This window comes from Streptomyces olivaceoviridis, from assembly GCF_014650115.1.
Classification (GTDB): Bacteria; Actinomycetota; Actinomycetes; order Streptomycetales; family Streptomycetaceae; genus Streptomyces; species Streptomyces olivaceoviridis.
In genome coordinates this window covers 161,197-181,239 of the sequence record NZ_BMUI01000016.1, presented here as the reverse complement: position 1 = coordinate 181,239, position 20,043 = coordinate 161,197, and the positions used below count along the sequence as shown (strand labels likewise).

General features: G+C 71.8%; 15 protein-coding genes and 2 pseudogenes. 10 read left to right on the top strand and 7 right to left on the bottom strand.

Annotated elements, in window-relative coordinates:
• Nucleotides 1–14: 14 nt before the first annotated feature.
• Genes IE273_RS27505 through IE273_RS27495 form a run of 3 tightly spaced genes read left to right on the top strand, consistent with a single transcriptional unit; the run spans nt 15 to nt 3,341 of the window.
• Nucleotides 15–1,178, top strand: a complete 1,164-nt coding sequence (locus IE273_RS27505) for a toxic anion resistance protein (RefSeq protein ID WP_189817852.1) — start codon at nt 15–17, stop codon at nt 1,176–1,178.
• Complete coding sequence (locus tag IE273_RS27500) at nt 1,175–2,713, top strand: VWA domain-containing protein (RefSeq protein WP_189817851.1); 1,539 nt, start codon at nt 1,175–1,177, stop codon at nt 2,711–2,713. The genes IE273_RS27505 and IE273_RS27500 overlap by 4 nt, the downstream gene beginning before the upstream one ends.
• The gene (locus IE273_RS27495; RefSeq protein WP_229887609.1) at nt 2,700–3,341 is read left to right on the top strand and encodes a hypothetical protein; all 642 of its coding nucleotides are present in this window, start codon (nt 2,700–2,702) and stop codon (nt 3,339–3,341) included. The genes IE273_RS27500 and IE273_RS27495 overlap by 14 nt, the downstream gene beginning before the upstream one ends.
• Here IE273_RS27495 and IE273_RS27490 read toward each other — a convergent pair.
• Nucleotides 3,331–5,010: a WD40 repeat domain-containing protein gene (locus tag IE273_RS27490; protein ID WP_189817896.1), complete on the bottom strand. Its 1,680-nt coding sequence runs from the start codon at nt 5,008–5,010 to the stop codon at nt 3,331–3,333. The two genes, IE273_RS27495 and IE273_RS27490, sit on opposite strands and share 11 nt — an antisense overlap.
• Nucleotides 5,011–5,279: 269 nt before the next feature.
• Nucleotides 5,280–7,103 (bottom strand): phosphoenolpyruvate carboxykinase (GTP), encoded by a 1,824-nt coding sequence (locus tag IE273_RS27485; RefSeq protein WP_189817850.1) that lies wholly within the window; start codon nt 7,101–7,103, stop codon nt 5,280–5,282.
• Nucleotides 7,104–7,382: 279 nt separating this feature from the next.
• On the opposite strand from IE273_RS27485, the gene trhA reads away from it, so the two are divergent.
• The 3 genes from trhA to IE273_RS27470 all read left to right on the top strand — a co-directional run bounded on the left by trhA (nt 7,383) and on the right by IE273_RS27470 (nt 9,821).
• Complete coding sequence (gene trhA, locus IE273_RS27480) at nt 7,383–8,096, top strand: PAQR family membrane homeostasis protein TrhA (protein WP_189817849.1); 714 nt, start codon at nt 7,383–7,385, stop codon at nt 8,094–8,096.
• Between the two features lie 348 nt (nt 8,097–8,444).
• Nucleotides 8,445–9,077, top strand: coding sequence for a TetR/AcrR family transcriptional regulator (locus IE273_RS27475; RefSeq protein WP_189817848.1), 633 nt, complete (start codon nt 8,445–8,447; stop codon nt 9,075–9,077).
• A 33-nt stretch (nt 9,078–9,110) separates the two neighbouring features.
• Nucleotides 9,111–9,821 carry a Mut7-C RNAse domain-containing protein gene (locus IE273_RS27470; protein WP_189817847.1) on the top strand — a complete coding sequence of 237 codons (711 nt, stop codon included), beginning with the start codon at nt 9,111–9,113 and terminating at the stop codon, nt 9,819–9,821.
• A gap of 58 nt (nt 9,822–9,879) precedes the next feature.
• Here the strand turns inward: IE273_RS27470 and IE273_RS27465 are convergent, their stop codons facing one another.
• Nucleotides 9,880–11,913: a thioredoxin domain-containing protein gene (locus IE273_RS27465; RefSeq protein ID WP_189817846.1), complete on the bottom strand. Its 2,034-nt coding sequence runs from the start codon at nt 11,911–11,913 to the stop codon at nt 9,880–9,882.
• Between the two features lie 239 nt (nt 11,914–12,152).
• Here IE273_RS27465 and IE273_RS27460 point away from each other — a divergent pair, with 239 nt between their 5' ends.
• Nucleotides 12,153–15,359, top strand: a complete 3,207-nt coding sequence (locus IE273_RS27460; RefSeq protein ID WP_189817845.1) for a tetratricopeptide repeat protein — start codon at nt 12,153–12,155, stop codon at nt 15,357–15,359.
• Nucleotides 15,360–15,369: 10 nt separating this feature from the next.
• Here the strand turns inward: IE273_RS27460 and IE273_RS27455 are convergent, their stop codons facing one another.
• Both IE273_RS27455 and mca read right to left on the bottom strand, forming a co-directional pair.
• Nucleotides 15,370–15,618 carry a hypothetical protein gene (locus tag IE273_RS27455; protein ID WP_189817844.1) on the bottom strand — a complete coding sequence of 83 codons (249 nt, stop codon included), beginning with the start codon at nt 15,616–15,618 and terminating at the stop codon, nt 15,370–15,372.
• Nucleotides 15,611–16,492, bottom strand: coding sequence for a mycothiol conjugate amidase Mca (mca, locus tag IE273_RS27450; protein ID WP_078611806.1), 882 nt, complete (start codon nt 16,490–16,492; stop codon nt 15,611–15,613). Before mca ends, IE273_RS27455 begins: the two co-directional genes overlap by 8 nt.
• 158 nt (nt 16,493–16,650) lie before the next feature.
• Here mca and IE273_RS27445 point away from each other — a divergent pair, with 158 nt between their 5' ends.
• Together IE273_RS27445 and greA are read left to right on the top strand one after the other, a co-directional pair.
• Entirely contained in the window at nt 16,651–17,049 is a 399-nt protein-coding gene (locus IE273_RS27445) for a DUF4307 domain-containing protein (RefSeq protein WP_189817843.1), read from the top strand.
• Nucleotides 17,050–17,249: 200 nt separating this feature from the next.
• Nucleotides 17,250–17,747 carry a transcription elongation factor GreA gene (greA, locus tag IE273_RS27440; protein ID WP_189817842.1) on the top strand — a complete coding sequence of 166 codons (498 nt, stop codon included), beginning with the start codon at nt 17,250–17,252 and terminating at the stop codon, nt 17,745–17,747.
• A 110-nt stretch (nt 17,748–17,857) separates the two neighbouring features.
• Here the strand turns inward: greA and IE273_RS27435 are convergent.
• Both IE273_RS27435 and IE273_RS43865 read right to left on the bottom strand, forming a co-directional pair.
• Nucleotides 17,858–18,595: pseudogene (locus tag IE273_RS27435) on the bottom strand (ABC transporter permease); the annotation flags it as partial.
• Nucleotides 18,596–18,817: 222 nt separating this feature from the next.
• Nucleotides 18,818–18,994, bottom strand: a pseudogene (locus IE273_RS43865) (aminoglycoside phosphotransferase family protein); the annotation flags it as partial.
• Between the two features lie 599 nt (nt 18,995–19,593).
• Here IE273_RS43865 and IE273_RS27430 point away from each other — a divergent pair.
• Nucleotides 19,594–19,968, top strand: coding sequence for a hypothetical protein (locus tag IE273_RS27430; protein WP_189817841.1), 375 nt, complete (start codon nt 19,594–19,596; stop codon nt 19,966–19,968).
• Nucleotides 19,969–20,043: the final 75 nt, after the last annotated feature.

Here is a 20,043-nt window from a genome sequence, read left to right as displayed (position 1 = left end):
GGGGGACCCACCGCATGACCGACAACGACTTCCAGCTCACCCCGCCCGATCCCGTGCCGGCCGTGCCCAAGGAGAAGGCCGGCGGTCTGGTGCCCGTCGAGGACGCGGTGCGCACCGACATGGCCCGCAAGGCCACCGCCTTCGTCGAGCAGCTCGCCGCGCTCGACGCCCGCTCGCCGGAGTTCGCGGGCAAGGTCGGCGAGATCACCGCGCTCGGCGCGGGCGAGATGCGCACCGCCGCCGTCCAGTCCAACCGCATGCTGGAGCGGGCCGTGCGCAGCCTGCCCGACAAGGGCGGGGACGCCCAGGGCAAGGTCGCCGGCTCGCTCGTGGAACTGCGCCGGGCGGTGGAGGACCTGGACCCGCGGGACCTGCCCGCGGACAGGGGCCGCAGGTTCCTGTCCCGGCTGCCCGGCGGCAACAAGCTGCGCGACCACCTCGCCAAGTACGCCTCCGCGCAGGGCAACCTGAACCGGATCGTGGGCGCGCTGCGCGGCGGCCAGGACGAACTGCGCCGGGACAACGCCGCGTTGCAGACCGAGCGGGTCCGGCTGTGGGAGACGATGGGCAAGCTCCAGGAGTACGTCGTCCTCACCCAGGCCCTGGACACCGCCGTCGAGGAGCACATCGCCGGGGTCGGCGACCCGCAGGAGGCCGACGCCCTCCGCGCCGACGTGCTCTTCCCGGTCCGGCAGAAGCACCAGGACCTGCTCACCCAGCTGGCGGTGTGCGCGCAGGGCTACCTCGCCATGGACGTCGTACGCCGCAACAACGACGAGCTGATCAAGGGCGTCGACCGGGCCGCCACGACCACCGTCTCGGCGCTGCGCATCTCCGTGATGCTGGCCTCCGCCCTGGACAGCCAGAAGAAGGTCGTCGAGCAGGTCAACGCGTTGCGCGGGACCACCGAGGACCTCATCCGGGGCAACGCCGAGATGCTCGCCACGCAGAGCGGCGAGATCCAGCGCATCGCCGCCGACCCGGCGGTCGGCGCGGAGACCCTGCGCGCCGCGTTCCAGCAGATCTACCGCACCCTCGACGCCATCGACAGCTACAAGGTCCAGGCGACCGAGGCCATGGCGAGCACCGTGCGGTCCCTCACGGACGAACTGCGCGGCGCCTCCGCCCACCTGGAGCGCAGCCGTGCCCAGGGCGCGCTGGAGGGGGGCCTCGGATGAGACGACGATCCCTGCTCGCCGTGCTCGCCGTCGCCGCCGGCCTGCTGAGCGCGTGCACCTCCGAGGACCCGAAGGACGACTCGAACGCGCCGAAGCCCGGTACCCTCCGGGTCCTCGCCTCCAGCGAACTCAGCGACATGACCGCCGTCTTCGACCGCGTCCGCGAGGACACCGGCATCACCGTCCGGCCCACCTATATGGGCACGCTGGACGCCGTCGACCTGCTGGCCCGGGGGAAGGCGGACGGGGCGTACGACGCGCTGTGGCTGTCGTCGGACGACTACCTGCGGCTGCGGCCCGAGGCGGCGAGGAAGGTGGTGTCCGAGACGCCGGTCATGTCCAGCCCGGTCGCCGTCGGCGTCCGGCCGGCGACCGTGCGGGAGCTCGGCTGGAAGCCGGAGGACGTCACCTGGTCCCAGGTGGACAGGGCCGTGCAGGACGGGAAGCTGACCTACGGCATGACCGACCCGGCCCGCTCCAACTCCGGCTTCGCCACGCTGGTCTCGGTCGCCTCCGCCCTCTCCGGCGCCCAGTCCGCGCTGACCGACGCCGACGTGGCGAAGGCCACGCCCCGGCTGAAGGAGTTCTTCCAGGGGCAGAAGCTGACCTCGGGCTCCTCGGGCTGGCTCGCCACCGCCTACCGGCGGCGCGGCACCGTGGACGCCCTGCTCAACTACGAGTCCGTCCTCAAGGGCATCCCGGGCCTCACCGTGATCCGCCCCCGCGACGGCGTCGTCACCGCCGACTACCCGTTCTCCTCGCTCGCGTCCACCGACGCCCGCACCCGCGAGGACGTCCGCAAGGTGACCGCGGACCTGCGCACCGACGCCGTGCAGAAGCTGATCACCGACACCACCCACCGCCGCCCGGTCGTGCCCTCGGTGCGGCCCGCCGCCGGCCTCGACACCGGCCGGCGCCGTGAACTGCCCTTCCCCGGCAGCCGCTCGGTGGCCGACGGGCTGCTGGACTCGTACGAGAACGAACTGCGCCGCCCCTCGCGCACGGTGTACGTCCTGGACACCTCCGGCTCCATGGAGGGCGGCCGGCTCGCGGCGCTGAAGAAGGCGCTGACCGGGCTCACCGGCGACTTCCGGGACCGGGAGGAGGTGACGCTGATGCCGTTCGGCTCGCACGTGAAGAGCGTGCGCACGCACGTCGTCGACCCGAAGGACCCGGGGGCCGGCCTGGCCGCGATCCGCCGCGACACCGACGCGCTCGGCGCCGACGGCGGCACCGCCGTCTACACCTCGCTGGAGCAGGCGTACGACCATCTCGGCACCGACCGGGACACGTTCACCTCGATCGTGCTGATGACCGACGGCGAGAACACCGCGGGCGCCGAGGCGGGCGACTTCGACGGCTTCTACCGCGCCCTCGGCCGCGACCGGCGGGACATCCCCGTCTTCCCGATCCTGTTCGGCGACTCCTCCCGCTCCGAACTCCAGCACATCGCCGACCTGACCGGCGGCCGGCTCTTCGACGCCCGGCAGGGCTCGCTGGACGGCGCCTTCGAGGAGATCCGTGGCTACCAGTAAGGTCCCCGGCGACAAGGTCCTCGGCTACCTGGAGTCCCGCAAGAACCTCACCGGCGGCGCCTGCGGGCTGCTCGGCCTGGTGCTGACCTTCGCCGGGGTCGCGGGGCCGTACTGGCCGGTCGTGGTGGCCGGGCTGTACGGCGCGGGCGCGCTCATCGCCCCGCCGGAGCGGCCCGCCCTGCCGGACTTCCCCAGCCCGTCGGCCCAACTGGAGGAGGTCCGCGCCGACTTCGGCCGGCTCGGCGGCTACCTCGCGGACGTCGGCCTGCCGCCCGGGGCCGCCGCCCGGCTCGGCGGACTGACCGGGCTGCTGGGCGCGCTGCTGGAACCGGGCTGGGTCGCCGAGGCGCTGGCCCGGGACCCGGAGGGCGTGCACACCGTCTCCCGGGCGGTGCGGCAGGACATCCCGGAGGCCGTGGACGCCTTCGTCCGCACCCGCTGGTGGACGCGTCTGGCGCCGGGCACCGAGCCGCCCGAACGCCATCTGGAGCGGCAGCTCGAACTGCTGCGGCAGGAGGCCGAGCGGCTGGCGGCGGAGCTCGGCGAGGCCGAGGCCCGCCGCCAGGAGTCCCACACCCGCTACCTGGAGGACCGGGGCGGGACGGGGGACGGAGAGCTCAGCGCCTGACGTACACCGTGACCGACGCCGTGGCACCGGTGTGCAGGTCGTCGCCCGGCCAGCCGACGGTGTAGGTCACCTCGCGCCGGGTGCGCGGCAGGTCGTCGACGGTGAAGGTGCCGTCGGCGGCGACGGTCACCGACGACAGGGAGCCGGTGCCGAGCCGGTCCGTGCGCCGCACGGTGAGCGTGGCCCGCTCGGGCAGGGCCTTGCCCTGTGCGGTGAACGTGCCGGTGAGGTGGACGCCCTCGGTCATCGTGGCCTCGTCGGGCCCGGTCAGCGTGAGCGAGCTGGGCGCCTTGCCGACCGTCACCGTGTGGGTGATGTCGGTGGCGGGGCGATGGGTGAGGTCGCCGAGGAAGGACACGGTGTAGGTGGCGTCGCCGACGAGGTCGGGCTCGTCCAGGACGGTGAAGGTGCCGTCGTCCCGGACGGTGGCGGTGCCCAGCTGGTGCGTGCCGTTCGCGTCCTCGCGCACGGCGGTCACCTTCAGCGGCTCGGCTGGCGCGGGCCCGTCCCACTCCAGCCGGCCGCGCACCGACAGCGGCTCACCCGCGACGGCACCGGAGGGGCTGTGGGTGAGGTCGCCGGTGAAGCGGGTGTCGTACTGGACGGCCGGGGGCTGGATGACGTGCAGCCAGTACTCCTGGCCGGTGCCTCCCCGGGTGACCGCGAAGAGCCGGGAGCCGTCCTCGGACCAGGCGAGGCCCCGCGGGGTGACGCCGTTGCCGTCGAGGCTGCCCTCGAAGGCGAACTCCAGCGGCGGGGTGCCGTCGGCCGGGTCTGCGCTCTGCACCAGCAGATCGGGCGTGCTGCCGGCGGCCTGGGCGCCCCGGGCGATGTACTTCCCGTCGCCGCTGAAGGCGACGGCGGTGGAGGCCGCGCCGGCGGGCAGCGCCTGGTACTGGCCGGACGCGTCCGACAGGTCGCCGGCGTTCAGCAGCCGGGTGCCGGCGGTGGCGTCGGCCACGGCGACCTCGGTGCCGTCCGGGCTCGCCGCCATGTCCTTCAGGTCGAGGGCGCCCTTGCCGTCGCCGTCCGCGAACCGGCGGGCGGCCTCCCGCACCGGGGCGGCGCCGCTGACGTCGAACGAGGCGAGGAAGGGGTTCGCGGCGCCGCTCTCCTTGGGCTGGCCCATGAGGAGACGGTTCCGCGCGCGGGCACCCGGGGCCAGCTGGAGCCGGCCGACGTCGTTCCAGCCGGTCCGGGAGACCGTGCCGTTCGTGAGCGTGTCCAGGGACGTCGTCGCCGTGGCGCACTGATAGCTCTGGAAGACGTAGGCGTCGGTGCTCCACACCGTGCCGCCCGCGTAGGCGAGCTGGCGCCCGCAGGTGTCGTAGGCGGCGCTGTGCGCTCCCGTCTGCTGGAGCGTGCCGGTGTCGTAGGCGACGACGCGTCCGCTCTCGCCCACGTACAGCGTCGCGGAGTCCTCGCTGAGCGCCACGCCGGAGACCGGGCCCGGGTGCGGGAGCGCCGCGACCTTCTGGCCCTGGAAGTCGTAGACCAGCACCGTGCCGGCGGCCTGGCCGTCGCGCTGGTCGGCGATGTAGACGCGCTGGTGCACGGAGTCGACGGCCAGGCCCGAGTACGACGAGATCGGCAGCTTGGCGACGGCGTCGGAGGCCGCCGCGTGGGCCGCGGGCGCGGCGGCGACGGTCAGTCCGGTCCCGGCGAGCACCGCGGTGAGCAGTGTGGCCGCGAGACGTCTGGAACGGTGTGCTGTATTCAACTGTGCCCCCCACAGGCTGAATCGAGCACCTCACCGGTGTCGGTGAGACGCCTGTAGGGGCCATGAAACAGCTGTGAAGATCTCGTGGGCAAGGGGGCGCGCACGACCGGGCCCCGCACGCCGTTGTGCGGAGCCCGGGGTGGGTCGTTCACCGCGGCCGGTCGTGACGATCGCTGGTCAGGGCACGGCGACCGGCCGCGGGGTCATCGGTGGGCGGCTCAGCCCAGGCGCTCCACCAGCGCCCGGTACTGGTCCCACAGCTCCTTCGGGGTGTGCTCGCCGAAGGTGTCCAGGTGCCCGGGGATCAGCGCGGCCTCCTCGCGCCAGACCTCCTTGTCGACCGTGAGCAGGAACTCCAGGTCGGACTCGGACAGTTCGAGGCCCTCGGTGTCCAGGGCGTCCTTCGCCGGCAGGATGCCGATCGGCGTCTCGACGCCCTCGGCCCTGCCCTCCAGCCGCTCCACGATCCACTTCAGGACCCGGGAGTTCTCGCCGAAGCCCGGCCAGACGAACCGGCCCTCGTCGTTCTTCCGGAACCAGTTGACGTAGTAGATCTTCGGCAGCTTGGACTGGTCCTTGTCCTTGGCGACGTCGACCCAGTGGGCCATGTAGTCGCCCATGTTGTAGCCGCAGAACGGCAGCATCGCGAACGGGTCGCGGCGCAGCTCGCCGACCTTGCCCTCGGCCGCGGCGGTCTTCTCGGAGGCCACGTTGGCGCCGAGGAAGACGCCGTGGTTCCAGTCGAAGGACTCCGTCACCAGCGGCACCGCCGTCGCGCGGCGCCCGCCGAAGAGGATCGCCGAGATCGGCACGCCCTTCGGGTCCTCCCACTCGGGCGCGATGATCGGGCACTGCGAGGCCGGCACGGTGAAGCGGGCGTTGGGGTGGGCGGCCGGGGTCGCGGACTGAGGCGTCCAGTCGTTGCCCTTCCAGTCGGTCAGGTGGGCCGGGGACTCCTCGGTCATGCCCTCCCACCACACGTCGCCGTCGTCGGTGAGCGCGACGTTGGTGAAGACCGCGTTGCCCCACAGGGTCTTCATCGCGTTGGCGTTGGTGTGCTCGCCGGTGCCGGGCGCGACGCCGAAGAAGCCGGCCTCGGGGTTGATCGCGTACAGCCGGCCGTCCTCGCCGAACCGCATCCAGGCGATGTCGTCGCCGATGGTCTCCACCGTCCAGCCCGAGACGGTGGGCTCCAGCATGGCGAGGTTGGTCTTGCCGCAGGCGGAGGGGAAGGCGGCGGCGACGTACTTGGACTCGCCCTGCGGCGGGGTGAGCTTGAGGATCAGCATGTGCTCGGCCAGCCAGCCCTCGTCGCGGGCCATGACGGAGGCGATGCGCAGGGCGTAGCACTTCTTGCCGAGCAGGGCGTTGCCGCCGTAGCCGGAGCCGTAGGACCAGATCTCCCGCGACTCGGGGAAGTGCGAGATGTACTTGGTCTGGTTGCAGGGCCAGGGGACGTCCTCCTGGCCGGGCTCCAGCGGGGCGCCGAGCGTGTGGACGGCCTTGACGAAGAAGCCCTGGTCGCCGAGCTCGTCCAGGACGGCCTGGCCCATGCGCGTCATCGTGCGCATCGAGACGGCGACGTAGGCGGAGTCGGTGATCTCCACGCCCAGCGCGGACAGCGGGGAGCCGAGCGGGCCCATGCAGAAGGGCACGACGTACATGGTCCGGCCCCGCATGGAGCCCCGGAACAGGCCCTGGTCGCCGGTGAAGATCTCCCGCATCTCGGCGGGGGCCTTCCAGTGGTTGGTCGGGCCCGCGTCCTCCTCCTTCTCCGAGCAGATGAAGGTCCGGTCCTCGACGCGCGCGACGTCGGACGGGTCGGAGGCGGCGTAGTAGGAGTGGGGGCGCTTGACCGGGTCGAGTTTCTTGAACGTTCCCTTGGCGACCAGTTCCTCGCACAGCCGCTCGTACTCGGCCTCGGAGCCGTCACACCAGACCACGCTGTCCGGCTGCGTCAGTTCAGCGATCTCGTTGACCCACGAGATCAGTTCCTGGTGGTTGGTGGGGACGACGGTGGGAGCCGCGATGTCGCGCGCCACGATTGCTCCTAAGTGAGGGATTTTTTGTGTTCTCGCCCCGTGGGGGCCGCGACCCGGATGCTTCGTAGCCTGCTCATCCGGTGCCGACCGCACTCATTTGATCATCCGAGTCTAGTGCCCATCTGTCCAGAGGGCATCACAAGTGAGCGGCGTGAGGAATGCCACGGTCACCACGACTCTTTGCGTCCACGTTGGGTTCAGCTGAAGGACTTTTTGCCGGATGACTTGATTGAACGTGCATTGACGAGTGACTTACGGCAGCGTCGGTACCATGCGGCCATGACTGCGTCCGCCTCCGACGCGCCCACGGACACGCCGGCCGCCGGCCGTGGTCCCGTGGCGCTCTCCCTGCCGCATCCGGTCAAGCCCAGGCTCCGCGGCTGGCTGCACCTCGGCATGTTTCCGGCCGTACTCATCGCGGGCCTCGTGCTCACCGCCCTCGCCGACTCGACCAGAGGCCGCGTCGCCTGCGGCATCTACGTCCTGACGGCCTGCCTCCTCTTCGGCGTCAGCGCGCTCTACCACCGGGGCAACTGGAGCCCCCGCATGGACGGCGTGCTGCGCCGCCTCGATCACGCCAACATCTTCCTGATCATCGCGGGCACCTACACCCCGCTGACCCTGCTGCTCCTGCCCGGCGCCAAGGGCCAGTGGCTGCTGTGGGGCATCTGGGCCGCCGCGGCGGCCGGCATCGTCTTCCGCGTCTTCTGGGTCGGCGCCCCGCGCTGGCTGTACACGCCCTGCTACATCGCGATGGGCTGGGCGGCCGTCTTCTTCCTGCCCGACTTCCTGCGCACGGGCGGCATCGCCGTCCTGGTCCTGGTGGTCGTCGGCGGCCTGCTCTACAGCGCCGGCGGCGTGATCTACGGCATCAAGCGCCCGAACCCGTCACCGCGCTGGTTCGGCTTCCACGAGGTCTTCCACTCCTTCACCCTCGCCGCGTTCGTCGTCCACTACGTCGGGATCTCGCTGGTGGCGTACCAGCACGCGTAACCCTCCCCCCTCGCCTTCCCCGGCCACGGCTCACCCGAGCCGTGGCCGCTCTCATGTCCCTGCCGACCACGGCGGAGCAGCTCGGGGCCGCCACGGGCCGGCAGCAACTCGGGGTGCCCCGAGGCGTTCGGCACCGGGGGCTCGCTGTCCGGCCCCGACGAGCGCACTGTCCGGTGGTGCCCGCCTTCGCCGCGCACACCGCCGGGGAGTCCGTGGTGGCCGCCCACCTGGTCGCCGCCAGGACCGGCTCGGCCCGTCTCGCGGGCACGGCGGACGCACCGGCCGCCCGGCGCGGGAGGAGTCCCCGGCCGTGGCCCCCACCACGGCCGATGCCGGACAATGACCGGCATGACGCCCGCACGTTCCCCGCTCTCCCCCGCCGACCGCCCCCAGCTGGGCCTGCGTGAACGCAAGAAGATCAAGACGCGCGAGGCGATCCGCGCCGCGACCTACGCGCTGATCGAGGAGCAGGGCTACGACGCCACGACGATCGACCAGATCGCCGACCGGGCCGAGGTGTCACCGTCGACCGTCTTCCGGTACTTCCCGACCAAGGAGGACATCGTCCTCACGGGCGAGTACGACCCGCTGGCGCCGGAGGAGGTGCGCGCCCGGCCCGCGGGAGAGCCGTGGACGGACTCGGTACGGCACGTGGTGCACAAGGCCGTCGACACGATGATGGCGGAGGACCCCGACGCGGTGCGGGTGCGGGCGCACCTCGCGGTCCAGGTCCCCGCCGTCCGGTCCCGGATGGTCGAGAGCATGTCGGAGAGCGGTCGCCTGCTGCGCGCGGCCCTCGCCGAACGCTCCGGGCTGGCCGCGGACAGCCTCGAAGTGCGCGTCTACGCGACGGCCCTCGTCGGCGGCCTGATAGAGGTCAGCATGTCCTGGGCGGAGAACGGCTTCCAGGACGACCTGCGCGACCTGCTGGACCGGGCCCTGGACGTCCTGGAGCACGGCCTCCCCGCCGGAAAACCCTGAAGCCGCGGACCGCTCCCGTGACATCCTGACCGGGTGAACGGTCCCGAGATCCACGTCGAGTTCGCCCCCGAGCTGGCCCTGTTCGTCCAGCGGAAACCGCACCGGACGCTCGTCACCGACGGAGTCTCGTCCCTCGGCCATGTCGTCGAGTCCCTCGGGGTACCGCTCACCGAGGTCGGCGCGCTGGTCGTGGACGGCCGCGAGGTCCCGCCCTCGCACATTCCGAAGCCGGCCGAGCGGCTGGTCGTCCGGCCGGTGGAACGCCCCCAGCGGGTGCCCGGCGCACCCCTCCGCTTCCTCCTCGACGTCCACCTCGGCACGCTGGCCCGCCGGCTGCGGCTGCTCGGCGTGGACACGGCGTACGAGTCGACGGACATCGGCGACCCGGCGCTCGCCGCCCGTTCGGCGGCCGAGAAGCGGGTCATGCTCAGCCGTGACCGGGGCCTGCTGCGCCGCCGGGAACTGTGGGCCGGCGCGTTCGTCTACAGCACCCGCCCCGACGACCAGCTCCACGACGTCCTCGACCGCTTCGCCCCCGACCTGAGCCCCTGGACCCGCTGCACCGCCTGCAACGGCCTGCTGAGACAGGCCGCCAAGGACGAGGTCGCCGCCCAGCTCAAGCACGGCACCCAACGCTCCTACGACGTCTTCGCCCAGTGCACGGCCTGCGGCCGGGCGTACTGGAAGGGCGCGCACCACGACCAGCTGGAAGCCATCGTGGCGCGCGCCCTGAAGAAGCGCTGACGCTTCCTCACGGCCCAGCGGTCCACGGCCGGGTCCGCCGGGCCGGCGGCCGGGGCTCTCAGGGCGCGGTCAGCTTCGTGCGCAAGGCGTCCGGATCCGTCACCGGCAGGTCGCAGACGAAGCCGCGGCAGACGTACGCGGTGGGCGCGCCGTCGATGAGGGTGCGGTCGGCGAGCAGCGGGAACTCCTCGCTGTCCGGGGTGCCGCAGGCGACGACGGCCCCCGGGGCGGTGCTCAGCAGCGCCGTAAGGTGCAGGGCCGCCGTCCGCTCGTCGTCCGGGGCCGGTCCGACGACGGCCACCTCGCGCGGCCCGTCGAGCAGCGCCTCGGCGACGGCCAACCCCCATCCGATGAACCGGGGCACGCGCGGCCCGAGCGTCTTCACGACCCCCAGCGCCCGCTCGGCGGCGGCCCGGTGCGGCTCGGAGCCGGTGTGGGCGGCGTAGCTCAGCAGCGCGCCGGCCGCGGCGGTCCAGCCGGAGGGGGCGGCGTTGTCGGTGGGGTCCTGGGGCCGGCGGATGAGCTGCTCGGCGTCGGACGCGGTGTCGTACAGGGCACCGGTCTCGGTGTCGGTGAAGCGGGCCAGGACGTGGTCGAGCAGCAGTCCGGCGAAGTCGAGCCAGACGCCCTCGCCGGTCACGGAGGCGAGCGCGAGGAAGCCCTCGGCGACGTCGGCGTAGTCCTCCAGCACCCCCGCGTTCGGGCCGACCCGGCCGTCCTTGCTGGTGCGGGCGAGCCGCCCGTGTTCGTCCAGGTGCACGCGGACCAGCAGATCGGCGGCGGCCACGGCGGCCTCGGTGAGGTCCGGCCGGTCGAAACAGGCGCCGGTCTCGGCGAGCGCGGCGATGGCGAGCCCGTTCCAGGCGGCGACGACCTTGTCGTCCCGGCCGGGCGCGGGGCGCCGCGCCCGGCCGGCGAGGAGCCGCTCCTTGACGGAGGCGATCTTCTCGGCCTCGAACACGCCCTCCGTCTGCGGGAGTTGCAGGACGGACTGGCCGTGCTCGAAGGTGCCCTCCTCCGTCACGCCGAAGTACTGGGCGGCGAGTTCGGCGTCGTCGCCGAGGGCCTCGCGCAGCTGCGCGGGCCGCCAGACGTAGTACGCCCCCTCGACGTGCCGCCCGCTGCCGTCGTCGCTGTCGGCGTCGAGGGCGGAGGCGAACCCGCCCTCGGCGGTGCGCAGTTCACGGAGCAGGAACTGGGCGGTGTCCAGCGCGACCCGCCGGGCGAGGTCCGAGCCGGTGGCCCGCCACAGGTGGGTGTACACCCGGCAGAGCAGGGCGTTGTCGTACAGCATCTTCTCGAAGTGCGGCACGACCCAGTCGCGGTCCACCGAGTACCGGGCGAACCCGCCGCCGAGCTGGTCGTAGATGCCGCCCCTGGCCATCCGCTCACACGTGTCCTGGGCCATCTGGAGCGCGCCCTCGGCACCGGTCCGCGCGTGATGGCGGAGCAGGAACTCCAGCACCATGGACGGCGGGAACTTCGGCGCGCCGCCGAATCCGCCGCGCTGCGGGTCGTACTCGCGGGTGAGCCCGAGCAGGGCCTGCGCGAGTTCCTGCTCGCCGGGCGCCTCGGCGGCCTGCTTGACGATCTCCCGCTGGGCGAGATCGCGGACGATCTTCCCGGCGACGTCGGCGACCTCGTCCCGGCGGGTGGTCCAGGCCTGCTGGACGCCCTCCAGCACCTGCCGGAAGGAGGGCATGCCGTGCCGGGGCGCGGGCGGGAAGTAGGTGCCGAAGTAGAACGGCTCCGCGTCCGGGGTGAGGAACACGGTCATGGGCCAGCCGCCGTGCCCGGTGGCCGCCTGGACGGCCTCCATGTAGACGGCGTCCACGTCCGGCCGCTCCTCGCGGTCGACCTTGACGCTGACGAAGTGCTCGTTGAGGTAGTCGGCGGTGGCCTGGTCCTCGAAGGACTCGTGGGCCATCACATGGCACCAGTGGCAGCTGCTGTATCCGACGCTCAGCAGGACGGGCCTGCCGGTCCTGCGGGCCTCGTCGAAGGCGTCGCCGGACCACGGCCACCAGTCGACGGGGTTGTCCGCGTGCTGGAGCAGGTACGGGGACGTCTCATGGGCCAGTCGATTCGGCATGACCCCATCCTGCCGCAGCGATCCCCCCGCGGAACGCCAGGCCCGGACGGCAGCCCCCGGTTTCGCCGGACCGGCGGGCGCCGCGGCGACGCCGTGGGGCGCGGCTCCGGGACCTGACCGGACCGGAGGCAGTCGACACGAAACCCTCACCACCCCCGCTGATCGCCACCCCCTCGCCATCCCGCCTTCCCCGAAGCACACTCGTACGCGACGGAGTTGCCGCCGGAGGGGGACGGGACATGCGCGACGGTCATCGGGCGGAGGCCGAGCGGCTGCTGGTGCGGGCCGTGGAGGAGGAGGTACGGCGTGCGGGCGGCCGGATCGACGGTCAGCTGCTGCTGTCGCGGGCGCGCGGCGCGCTGGACACGATGGCGGGAGCGGCCGGCGAGGAGTACGAGGCATACACCCGCGCCCTGGACGAGGCGGAGGCCGGCCGGCTGACCTTCGGCCAGCGGTACGCGCGTGAAGGCGCCGGAACGGCCCTGCTCGTCGCGGCGGTCGCCGCCGTCGCCGCAGCCGTGGCCGACCTGACCCTCGGCACCGGTACCGGCACGGCCCTCGGCGCGGGCGTCACCGCGGGCGCGGTGGGCGCCGCGGCGACGGTGGTGAAGGTGGCCGGCGCGCACCTGCCCGCCGCCCACCACCGCGCGGGCGCGGCCGGCCAGCCCGGCGGCCCGGAGCAGCTGCGGTTGCAGTGGCTGACCGCGCTGGAGGTGCGGGGCATCCGCCCGTTCCTCGACCAGCAGCGGGTGCTCAGCGCCTCCACCGGCGCCAGGAAGAAGGGCGGTGGCCCGGCGCTGCGCGGCGCGGACAAGAGCGCGGCGGCCCGCCGGCGTTCGGTGCTGGAGCAGTCCTTCGGGCAGCTCCCGGACGCCGACGGCCCGTTCGCGGGACGCCGGGCGGAGCTGGGGCGGATCAGACAGTGGGCGCAGGCGGCGCGTGCGGCCACCGAGACCCGGCCCACGCTGGTGGTGCTGCACGGCGAGCCCGGCTCCGGCCGGACCACGCTCGCGGTGCGCGCGGCGCACGACCTGCGGGACCACTTCCGGGGCGCGGTGGTGGTGGACCTGCGCGGCGCCAGCCGGGAGGAGGCGCCGCTGTCCACCCGGGACGCCCTGCTGCACCTGCTCAACCGGCTGGGCGCGCCCCGCGAGCAGCTGCTGTTCCGGGAGCGGTCCTCCCCCGACCAGCAGGTCAAGCGGCTCGCCGAGCTGTACCACCGGCACCTGACCGGACTGCCGGTGACGATCGTGCTGGACGACGCCTCGGACCCGGAGCAGGTGCGCGCCCTGGTGCCGGAGCGGTCCGACAGCCTGGTGCTGGTGACCAGCCGTACCCCCCTCGACCTGCCCGCGGAGCTGGGGGCCTGGGTGCACGAGCTGCCGGTGCGGGCGCTGGACGCGGCGGGCGCCGAGGAGTTGCTGGGCGCGGCGGCCGAGGACGCGTCGGGGCCGTACGACGCCGACTCCGCCGACCGGGTCCGGGAGCTGTGCGGCGGGCTGCCGCTGGCGCTGCGGGTCGCGGGCTCGGCGCTGGGCCCGCGCTCACCCCGGCAGCTGGCCGCGGACCTGGGCGCGTACGGCCCGGTGGAGCCGGTGGAGCGGGCGCTGTGGCTGCGCTACACCGACCAGCCGGAGCCCACCCGCCGGCTGCTGCGCAGGCTCGCCCTGGCGGGCCGGGCCTCGCTGGGCGCGGCGGCGGCAGCCTCGCTGCTGGCCACCGACGAGGCCGAGGCCACCCGGCATCTGGTGGCGCTCGCCCGGGCGGGCCTGATCGACCATGTGCGCGGCAGCCGCTACCGGCTGCACGACCTGGTGCGGGCCTTCGCGCACGCCCGGCTGCTGGACGAGGAGGACCCGGCCGAGCGGGCGGCGGCGCAGGAGCGGCTGATCGTGAACTACGCGGAGCTGGCCGACTCGGTGCTGCGCCTGGTCGACGGGAACATGTCGACGCGGTCGAACCAGTTCGGCTCGCACGGCTTCCCCTCGCTCGACGAGGCCCTGCGCTGGCTGGACGACGAGTCCAGCTTCATCACGGCGGCCCTGCGGCAGGCGGAGGGCGTGGACCAGGCGGCCGTGCTGAACCTGCTGGGCGCGCTGTGCGACTACTGCCTGCTGCGCGGCGACCTGTACCGGCTCGGTGAGATCAGCGAGCTGGCGCAGTCGGTGGACCAGGGGCTGCTGGTGCGCTCGGTGCAGTGGCGTACCGGCATCGCGGCCCGGCAGCTCGGCGAGCTGGACACGGCGCGGACCACGCTGACCTCGGTCGTGGACCTGTACCGGGAGGCCCGCCATGACGCGGGGGCGGCCCGCGCGCTGACCTCGCTGGGGATCACGCTGCACCACCAGGGCAACCTCAGCGAGGCGGCGGCCAGGCTCCAGGAGGCCCTGGATCTCCAGGCGGCGCCGGAGCTGGCGACGGACCGGGCGTGGACGATGCACGCGCTGGCGGCCGTCCAGCGGGACCGGGCCCGGCTGGCTCAGGCGCTGGACCTGCTCACCCGCTCCCTGGTCCTGCACCGCGAGGGCGGCTCGGTGCACGGCGAGGCTTGGGCGCACTTCCAGCTCGGCCAGCTGGCCCTGCGGCTGGGGGACGTCCCGCGCGCGGAGACGGAACTGCGGGCGGCCCTGGAGCGGTACGGCAGGACGCAGGACGCCCGCGGCGAGGCGTGGGCGCTGACCCAGCTGGCCCGGGTCCGGCTGGTGGCCGGTGACGCGTCCGCGGCCGTGGAGAGCCTGCGCCGGGCGGTGCCCCGGCACCGGGAGAACGAGGACGCGCGAGGCGAGGCGTGGACGCTGTACTACCTGGGGCAGGCGCTGGAGGAGACCGGCGAGCTGGACCAGGCGGTGCGCGACCTGGAGCGGTCCCGGACGATGTTCTCCCGGATCCGGGACGTGTACGGCCTGGCCTGCGCCCGGCACCACTCGGCGCGGGCGACCCGGGACCAGCGGGCCGCGCGGACCGGCTCGCTGCGCAACTCCGGTTTCGCCCGTCAGCTCCTGGTGGACGCGCGCGCCGACTTCCAGCGGATCGGCGTCGCCCACGGCGAGGCCTGGACCTGCCTGGAGCTGGCCGTGGTGGACGCGGGCAACGGGCGGACGCAGCAGGCGCTGGCGCTGTGCGACGAGGCGCTCGCCCTGTTCACGTCCTACGGCGACCGGCGCGGCGAGGACTGGGCCCGCTTCCTGCGCTGCACCCTGCTGCCGTACGCGGCGCCGGGCGGGGTGGAGGTGGGCACGGCCGTCGCCCAGGAGGAGCTGGCCCAGCTGGCCCGCGTCTCGCATCCGCTGCGGGACGAGAAGCTGGAGGACTACGTCTCGGCGTACGCCCTGCTGCTGGAGCGCGGTGTCCAGCTGGAGGCCGGCTGGCAGGCCTGGCAACTGCGCATGACTCCGGACCGCCACGCCCGGGAGGTGATGGGGGTGGCGGTGCCGGCGGGACGCTGACCCCGGCGGGTCAGCGCCGCTGGGCCGCGGAGTCGGCCTGTCCCCGGGCCTTCTCCGCGTCGGCGTCCGGGGACTCCTTGAAGTCGACCTTCTGCATGTGCTTGCTCATCGACTTCATCAGGCCCCACACGGCCACGGCCATCACCGCGAAGACGATGAAGCCGAGGACGCCGGGGGTGACCTTGTTCTCGTCCACCTCCTTGGCGAGGGGGACGAGATGCGTCACTGCCAGGCTCACGCTTGCGCTCATGTCAGGCATTGTCCCGGATGCCCGCGAAGAGGTCGTCCTCGGGGAGGGAGGTATCGACCAGAGACTTCGCCAGCTCGTACTCCTCCGTCGGCCAGACCTCCTTCTGGAGCTCCAGCGGCACCTTGAACCAGCCGCCGTCCGGGTCGATCTGCGTGGCGTGGGCGATCAGCGCCTTGTCACGGATCTCGAAGAAGTCCGCGCACGGGATGTGCGTGGTCAGGGTGCGCTCGGTGCGCTCCATCTCGTTCCACCGCTTGAGCCACTCCCCGTAGGGCGACTCCAGGCCGCGGTCGAGCATGGCCTGGTGCAGCGCCTCGGTGCGGGGGCGGTTGAAGCCCTGGTTGTAGTAGAGCTTCAGCGGCTGGTAGGCGGGGCCGAACTCGTCCTCGGGGTACTTCTCGGTGTCCGCCGCGCCCTCGAACGCCACCATGGAGATCTTGTGGGTCATGATGTGGTCGGGGTGCGGGTAGCCGCCGTTCTCGTCGTAGGTGGTGATCACCTGCGGGCGGAAGGAGCGGATCTGCTTGACCAGCTCACCGGCCGCCTTGTCGACGTCCTCCAGGGCGAAGCAGCCCTCGGGCAGCGGCGGCAGCGGGTCGCCCTCCGGCAGGCCGGAGTCGACGAAGCCGAGCCACTCCTGCTTGACGCCGAGGATCTCCCGGGCCTCGTCCATCTCCTTGCGGCGCACCTCGTGGATGTGCTCCTCGATGTAGGTGTCGCCCTGGAGCTTCGGATTGAGGATGGACCCGCGCTCTCCGCCGGTGCAGGTCACCACCAGCACGTCCACCCCCTCGGACACGTACTTCGCCATGGTGGCCGCGCCCTTGCTCGACTCGTCGTCGGGGTGCGCGTGAACGGCCATCAGTCGCAGCTGGTCAGTCAAGACTCAATCCTCGGTAAGTCGGCGCCCCGCGTCTTGGGGTGCAGTCAAACAGGTGCCGCCCCGAAGGGGCGTCCCGGAGGGGCGGTGGTCGGGCGGCGGGCGGGCGGCTTCTATAGTGACCGAATCGGGGGGCGAATAATTCCGCGGAGAGGACGATCATGAGTACCGCGAGCACGCGGCTGCCCGAGGGCCGCTACGGCCGTTCCTCGGATCAGCGCGCCGACCGCAAGCTCAGGATCGCCGGTTCGGTGCTGGGCGCGGCCCTGCTCGCGCTGATCGGCTATTTCGCCTACCACTACGTCGCGCAGAACGAGATCAGCGCCGAGGTCATCACCTTCCAGGCCTCCGACGACGCGGTCAAGGTGCATCTGGAGGTCCGCAAGGACGCCGGCGCGTCCGGCTACTGCACCGTGCGCTCCCAGTCGGCCGACGGCGCCGAGGTGGGCCGCGCGGACTTCCGCTTCGCCGGGTCGGCCACCCGGATCGACAAGGTGGTCACGCTCCGTACGACGGCGCAGGGGACGACGGCCGAACTGCTGGGCTGTCACGCCGACTGACACCCCGCGGACACGCGCGGCCACGCTCCGGGTTCACCCGGAATGCGTAGGCGCTGACCTGCGTTGATGTGATTCTGATGGCTTATGTCCTCCCCCTTCCGGCGTTGAATTGTTAGGCTCGTGGTTTCGCCCATCCCTGAGGGAACATTCTTCTGGGTAGGGCGATGCTTTGTATTCCCAGTACCGACGAGGAGCACCCTGTGACCCAGACCAGCGAGAACGTCACCTGGCTGACCCAGGAGGCGTACAACAAGCTCAAGGACGAGCTTGAGTACCTTACTGGTCCTGCGCGCACGGAGATCGCCGCCAAGATCGCGGCTGCGCGCGAGGAGGGCGACCTGCGCGAGAACGGCGGGTACCACGCGGCCAAGGAGGAGCAGGGCAAGCAGGAGCTGCGTGTGCGCCAGCTGACCCAGCTCCTTGAGAACGCCAAGGTCGGCGAGCCGCCGGCCGCGGACGGTGTCGTCGCGCCCGGCATGGTCGTCACGATCGCCTTCGACGGTGACGAGGACGACACGCTGACGTTCCTGCTCGCCTCGCGCGAGTACGCGAGCGCCGACATCGAGACCTACTCTCCGCAGTCCCCGCTCGGCGCGGGCGTCACCGGCCACAAGGTCGGCGAGGACGCGGAGTACGAGCTGCCGAACGGCAAGAAGGCCTCGGTCCGGATCCTGAAGGCCGAGCCGTACACGGGCTGATCCCGGCCCCCTGACTGGCTTCAGGCCCCCGGCGCCCTCAGGGCCGCCGGGGGCCTTGTCATGACCCGGGCCGACCATCGCACGGGCCCGCGCCCGCCGCCGTCGTGCCGTCAGGCGGTCGCGGAGCGGTACTTGCGCACCGCGAGGGTGCGGAAGACCAGGATGATCAGGACCGACCAGATCAGCGAGGCCAGGACCGGGTGCTGCATGGGCCAGGCGTCGGGCGTACGGAAGCCCGGGGGGAAGTTGCCGAACAGCTCCCGGCAGGCCTGCACGGTGGCGCTGAACGGGTTCCACTCCGCTATGTGCCGCAGGAAGGCCGGCATCCGGTTCGCGTCCACGAAGGCGTTCGAGATGAACGTCAGCGGAAACAGCCAGATCAGGCCGCCCGAGGTCGCCGCCTCCGGGGTGCGCACGGACAGGCCGATGAGCGCGCCGATCCATGAGAACGCGTAGCCGAGCAGCAGGAACAGGGCGAATCCGGCGAGCACCTTGCCGAAGTTCTCGTGTGTGCGCCAGCCGACCAGCACGGCGACGACCGCGAGGACGAGCAGGGTCAGCGCCGTCTGGACCAGGTCGGCGAGGGTGCGCCCGGTCAGGACCGCTCCGCGCGCCATGGGCAGGGAGCGGAACCGGTCGATGAGGCCCTTGTGCATGTCGTCGGCGATGCCCGCGCCGGCGCCCGCCGTGGCGAACGTGACGGTCTGGGCGAAGATGCCGGCCATCAGGAACTCGCGATAGGCCTGGGTGGAGTTGGACGAGCCGACCTGGATCGAGCCGCCGAACACGTAGGTGAACAGCACCACGAACATGATGGGCTGGATCAGTCCGAAGATCAGCATCTCGGGGAAGGCTGTGCGTGGGTGTGGTTCTGGTTACAGCACTCCTGGTCGCCCTCACAGACCTCTAGAGTCTCCAGCTCCAGCGCCGCGAACTTCGGATCGATGCTGCCCGTGACCTCCATGGGCGGCAGGACCATGAGCGGGGGAACCGGGACCCCACCAGCGCCCTTCAGAGCCTCCATGGCAGCCTTCCAGGCCCCCGAGGCGCGCCAGGCGTCCGCACGCCGCCCGCCCCACACGCACGATCACCGGCACCGAGGCAAGCCGAAACAGCGCGTTCTCCCCGAGGCGGATCAACTCCGCGCCTCTGTCGTCGAGCCCCGCAGCTCGACACGCGGCGGCCATCACCCGCGCAGCCCCCGCCGCAGTGAACCCCTCTTCCGTTCGAGCAGCGTCAACCGCCATGCCCGTACCAGCTCCCCTACTAGCGCGCGATCAACCAGAGCACGCCTACGGGCGACCAACCCGACGTGCACCGGACACACCCACGACGGGTACCCAGGGAAGCGGGCCAGAACGCGCCGCAGAGGCATAAGGGAGCCCCTCCATCTATTGGAGAAGCTTCGATACGAGTTCTTTCCCAAGCCAGAAGCCCCGACCATCTGCAACCTAACCGAATTTAGCGAATGGGGGCCCGGAAGACGGAGCCATCAATTTTCTACCGGCGGTACTTGCGTACAGCGAGCGCGCGAGGGGTGCCTTACAGCCCCTCAGCGTTTCCGACCTGGATGCGAAGTGCGGGGCGACGCAAAGCAGTTCTCCCGCAGCACATAATCTTTTTTACCCTAGAAAACCGCCGATTTATCCTTTAGGTCGCGATTTGGGCGACCTTTCAGTTCAATTAAAGAATGACCTACCCCCAATACCCTGCGAACCGGGTCAATAACGATCGCTAATCTAGCCAAAGGGTGGCTGAATTCAGATCGAAAATAGCTGCAGGTGGCAGGTAATCTAGCTCGCGCTCAACCGAACTAACCCAGCACCGTGACTACATAAGGAGCGAAGTGAAGGGCATATTCCGGATCGCGGCAACTGCGGTGGCGGCCACGGGACTCGTCCTTACCAGCGCGCTTGCTGCCCAGGCAGGCGAGCAGGCTTCGGGCACCGTCCAGGTTCCCTACCTCAGCGGCAACAACCTCATCGGCTCGGCCAACCTCAATGGCCCGAACGCTCCCACGAAGGTCTGCGTCTCCCTACTTCAGTTGCACCCGTACGCGCCCGATGTCGTGATAGCCAGTAACTGTAAGACAATCACTGCTGGCACAGTGACAGTGTCAACTACGCGCCCCAACTGCGCCTCGGTCCACACCCATGTCGAAGCCTCAGTCAACGGAAAAACCGTGTGGTACGCAGATTCCGGAAATGTAGTGATCTGCTAGCCCTGACCTTCGTGAAGGCTCGCCGGTTTATTCGGCGGGCCGTTACGCTCTCGTAGCGTTGCACGCCTAATCGGC

Coding starts and splice junctions, on each gene's coding strand:
- IE273_RS27460 (WP_189817845.1), top strand. CDS start 12,153: ATGCGCGACGGTCATCGGGCGGAGGCCGAGCGGCTGCTGGTGCGGGCC.
- IE273_RS27465 (WP_189817846.1), bottom strand. CDS start 11,913: ATGCCGAATCGACTGGCCCATGAGACGTCCCCGTACCTGCTCCAGCAC.
- IE273_RS27505 (WP_189817852.1), top strand. CDS start 15: ATGACCGACAACGACTTCCAGCTCACCCCGCCCGATCCCGTGCCGGCC.
- IE273_RS27455 (WP_189817844.1), bottom strand. CDS start 15,618: ATGCCTGACATGAGCGCAAGCGTGAGCCTGGCAGTGACGCATCTCGTC.
- IE273_RS27500 (WP_189817851.1), top strand. CDS start 1,175: ATGAGACGACGATCCCTGCTCGCCGTGCTCGCCGTCGCCGCCGGCCTG.
- IE273_RS27445 (WP_189817843.1), top strand. CDS start 16,651: ATGAGTACCGCGAGCACGCGGCTGCCCGAGGGCCGCTACGGCCGTTCC.
- IE273_RS27475 (WP_189817848.1), top strand. CDS start 8,445: ATGACGCCCGCACGTTCCCCGCTCTCCCCCGCCGACCGCCCCCAGCTG.
- trhA (WP_189817849.1), top strand. CDS start 7,383: ATGACTGCGTCCGCCTCCGACGCGCCCACGGACACGCCGGCCGCCGGC.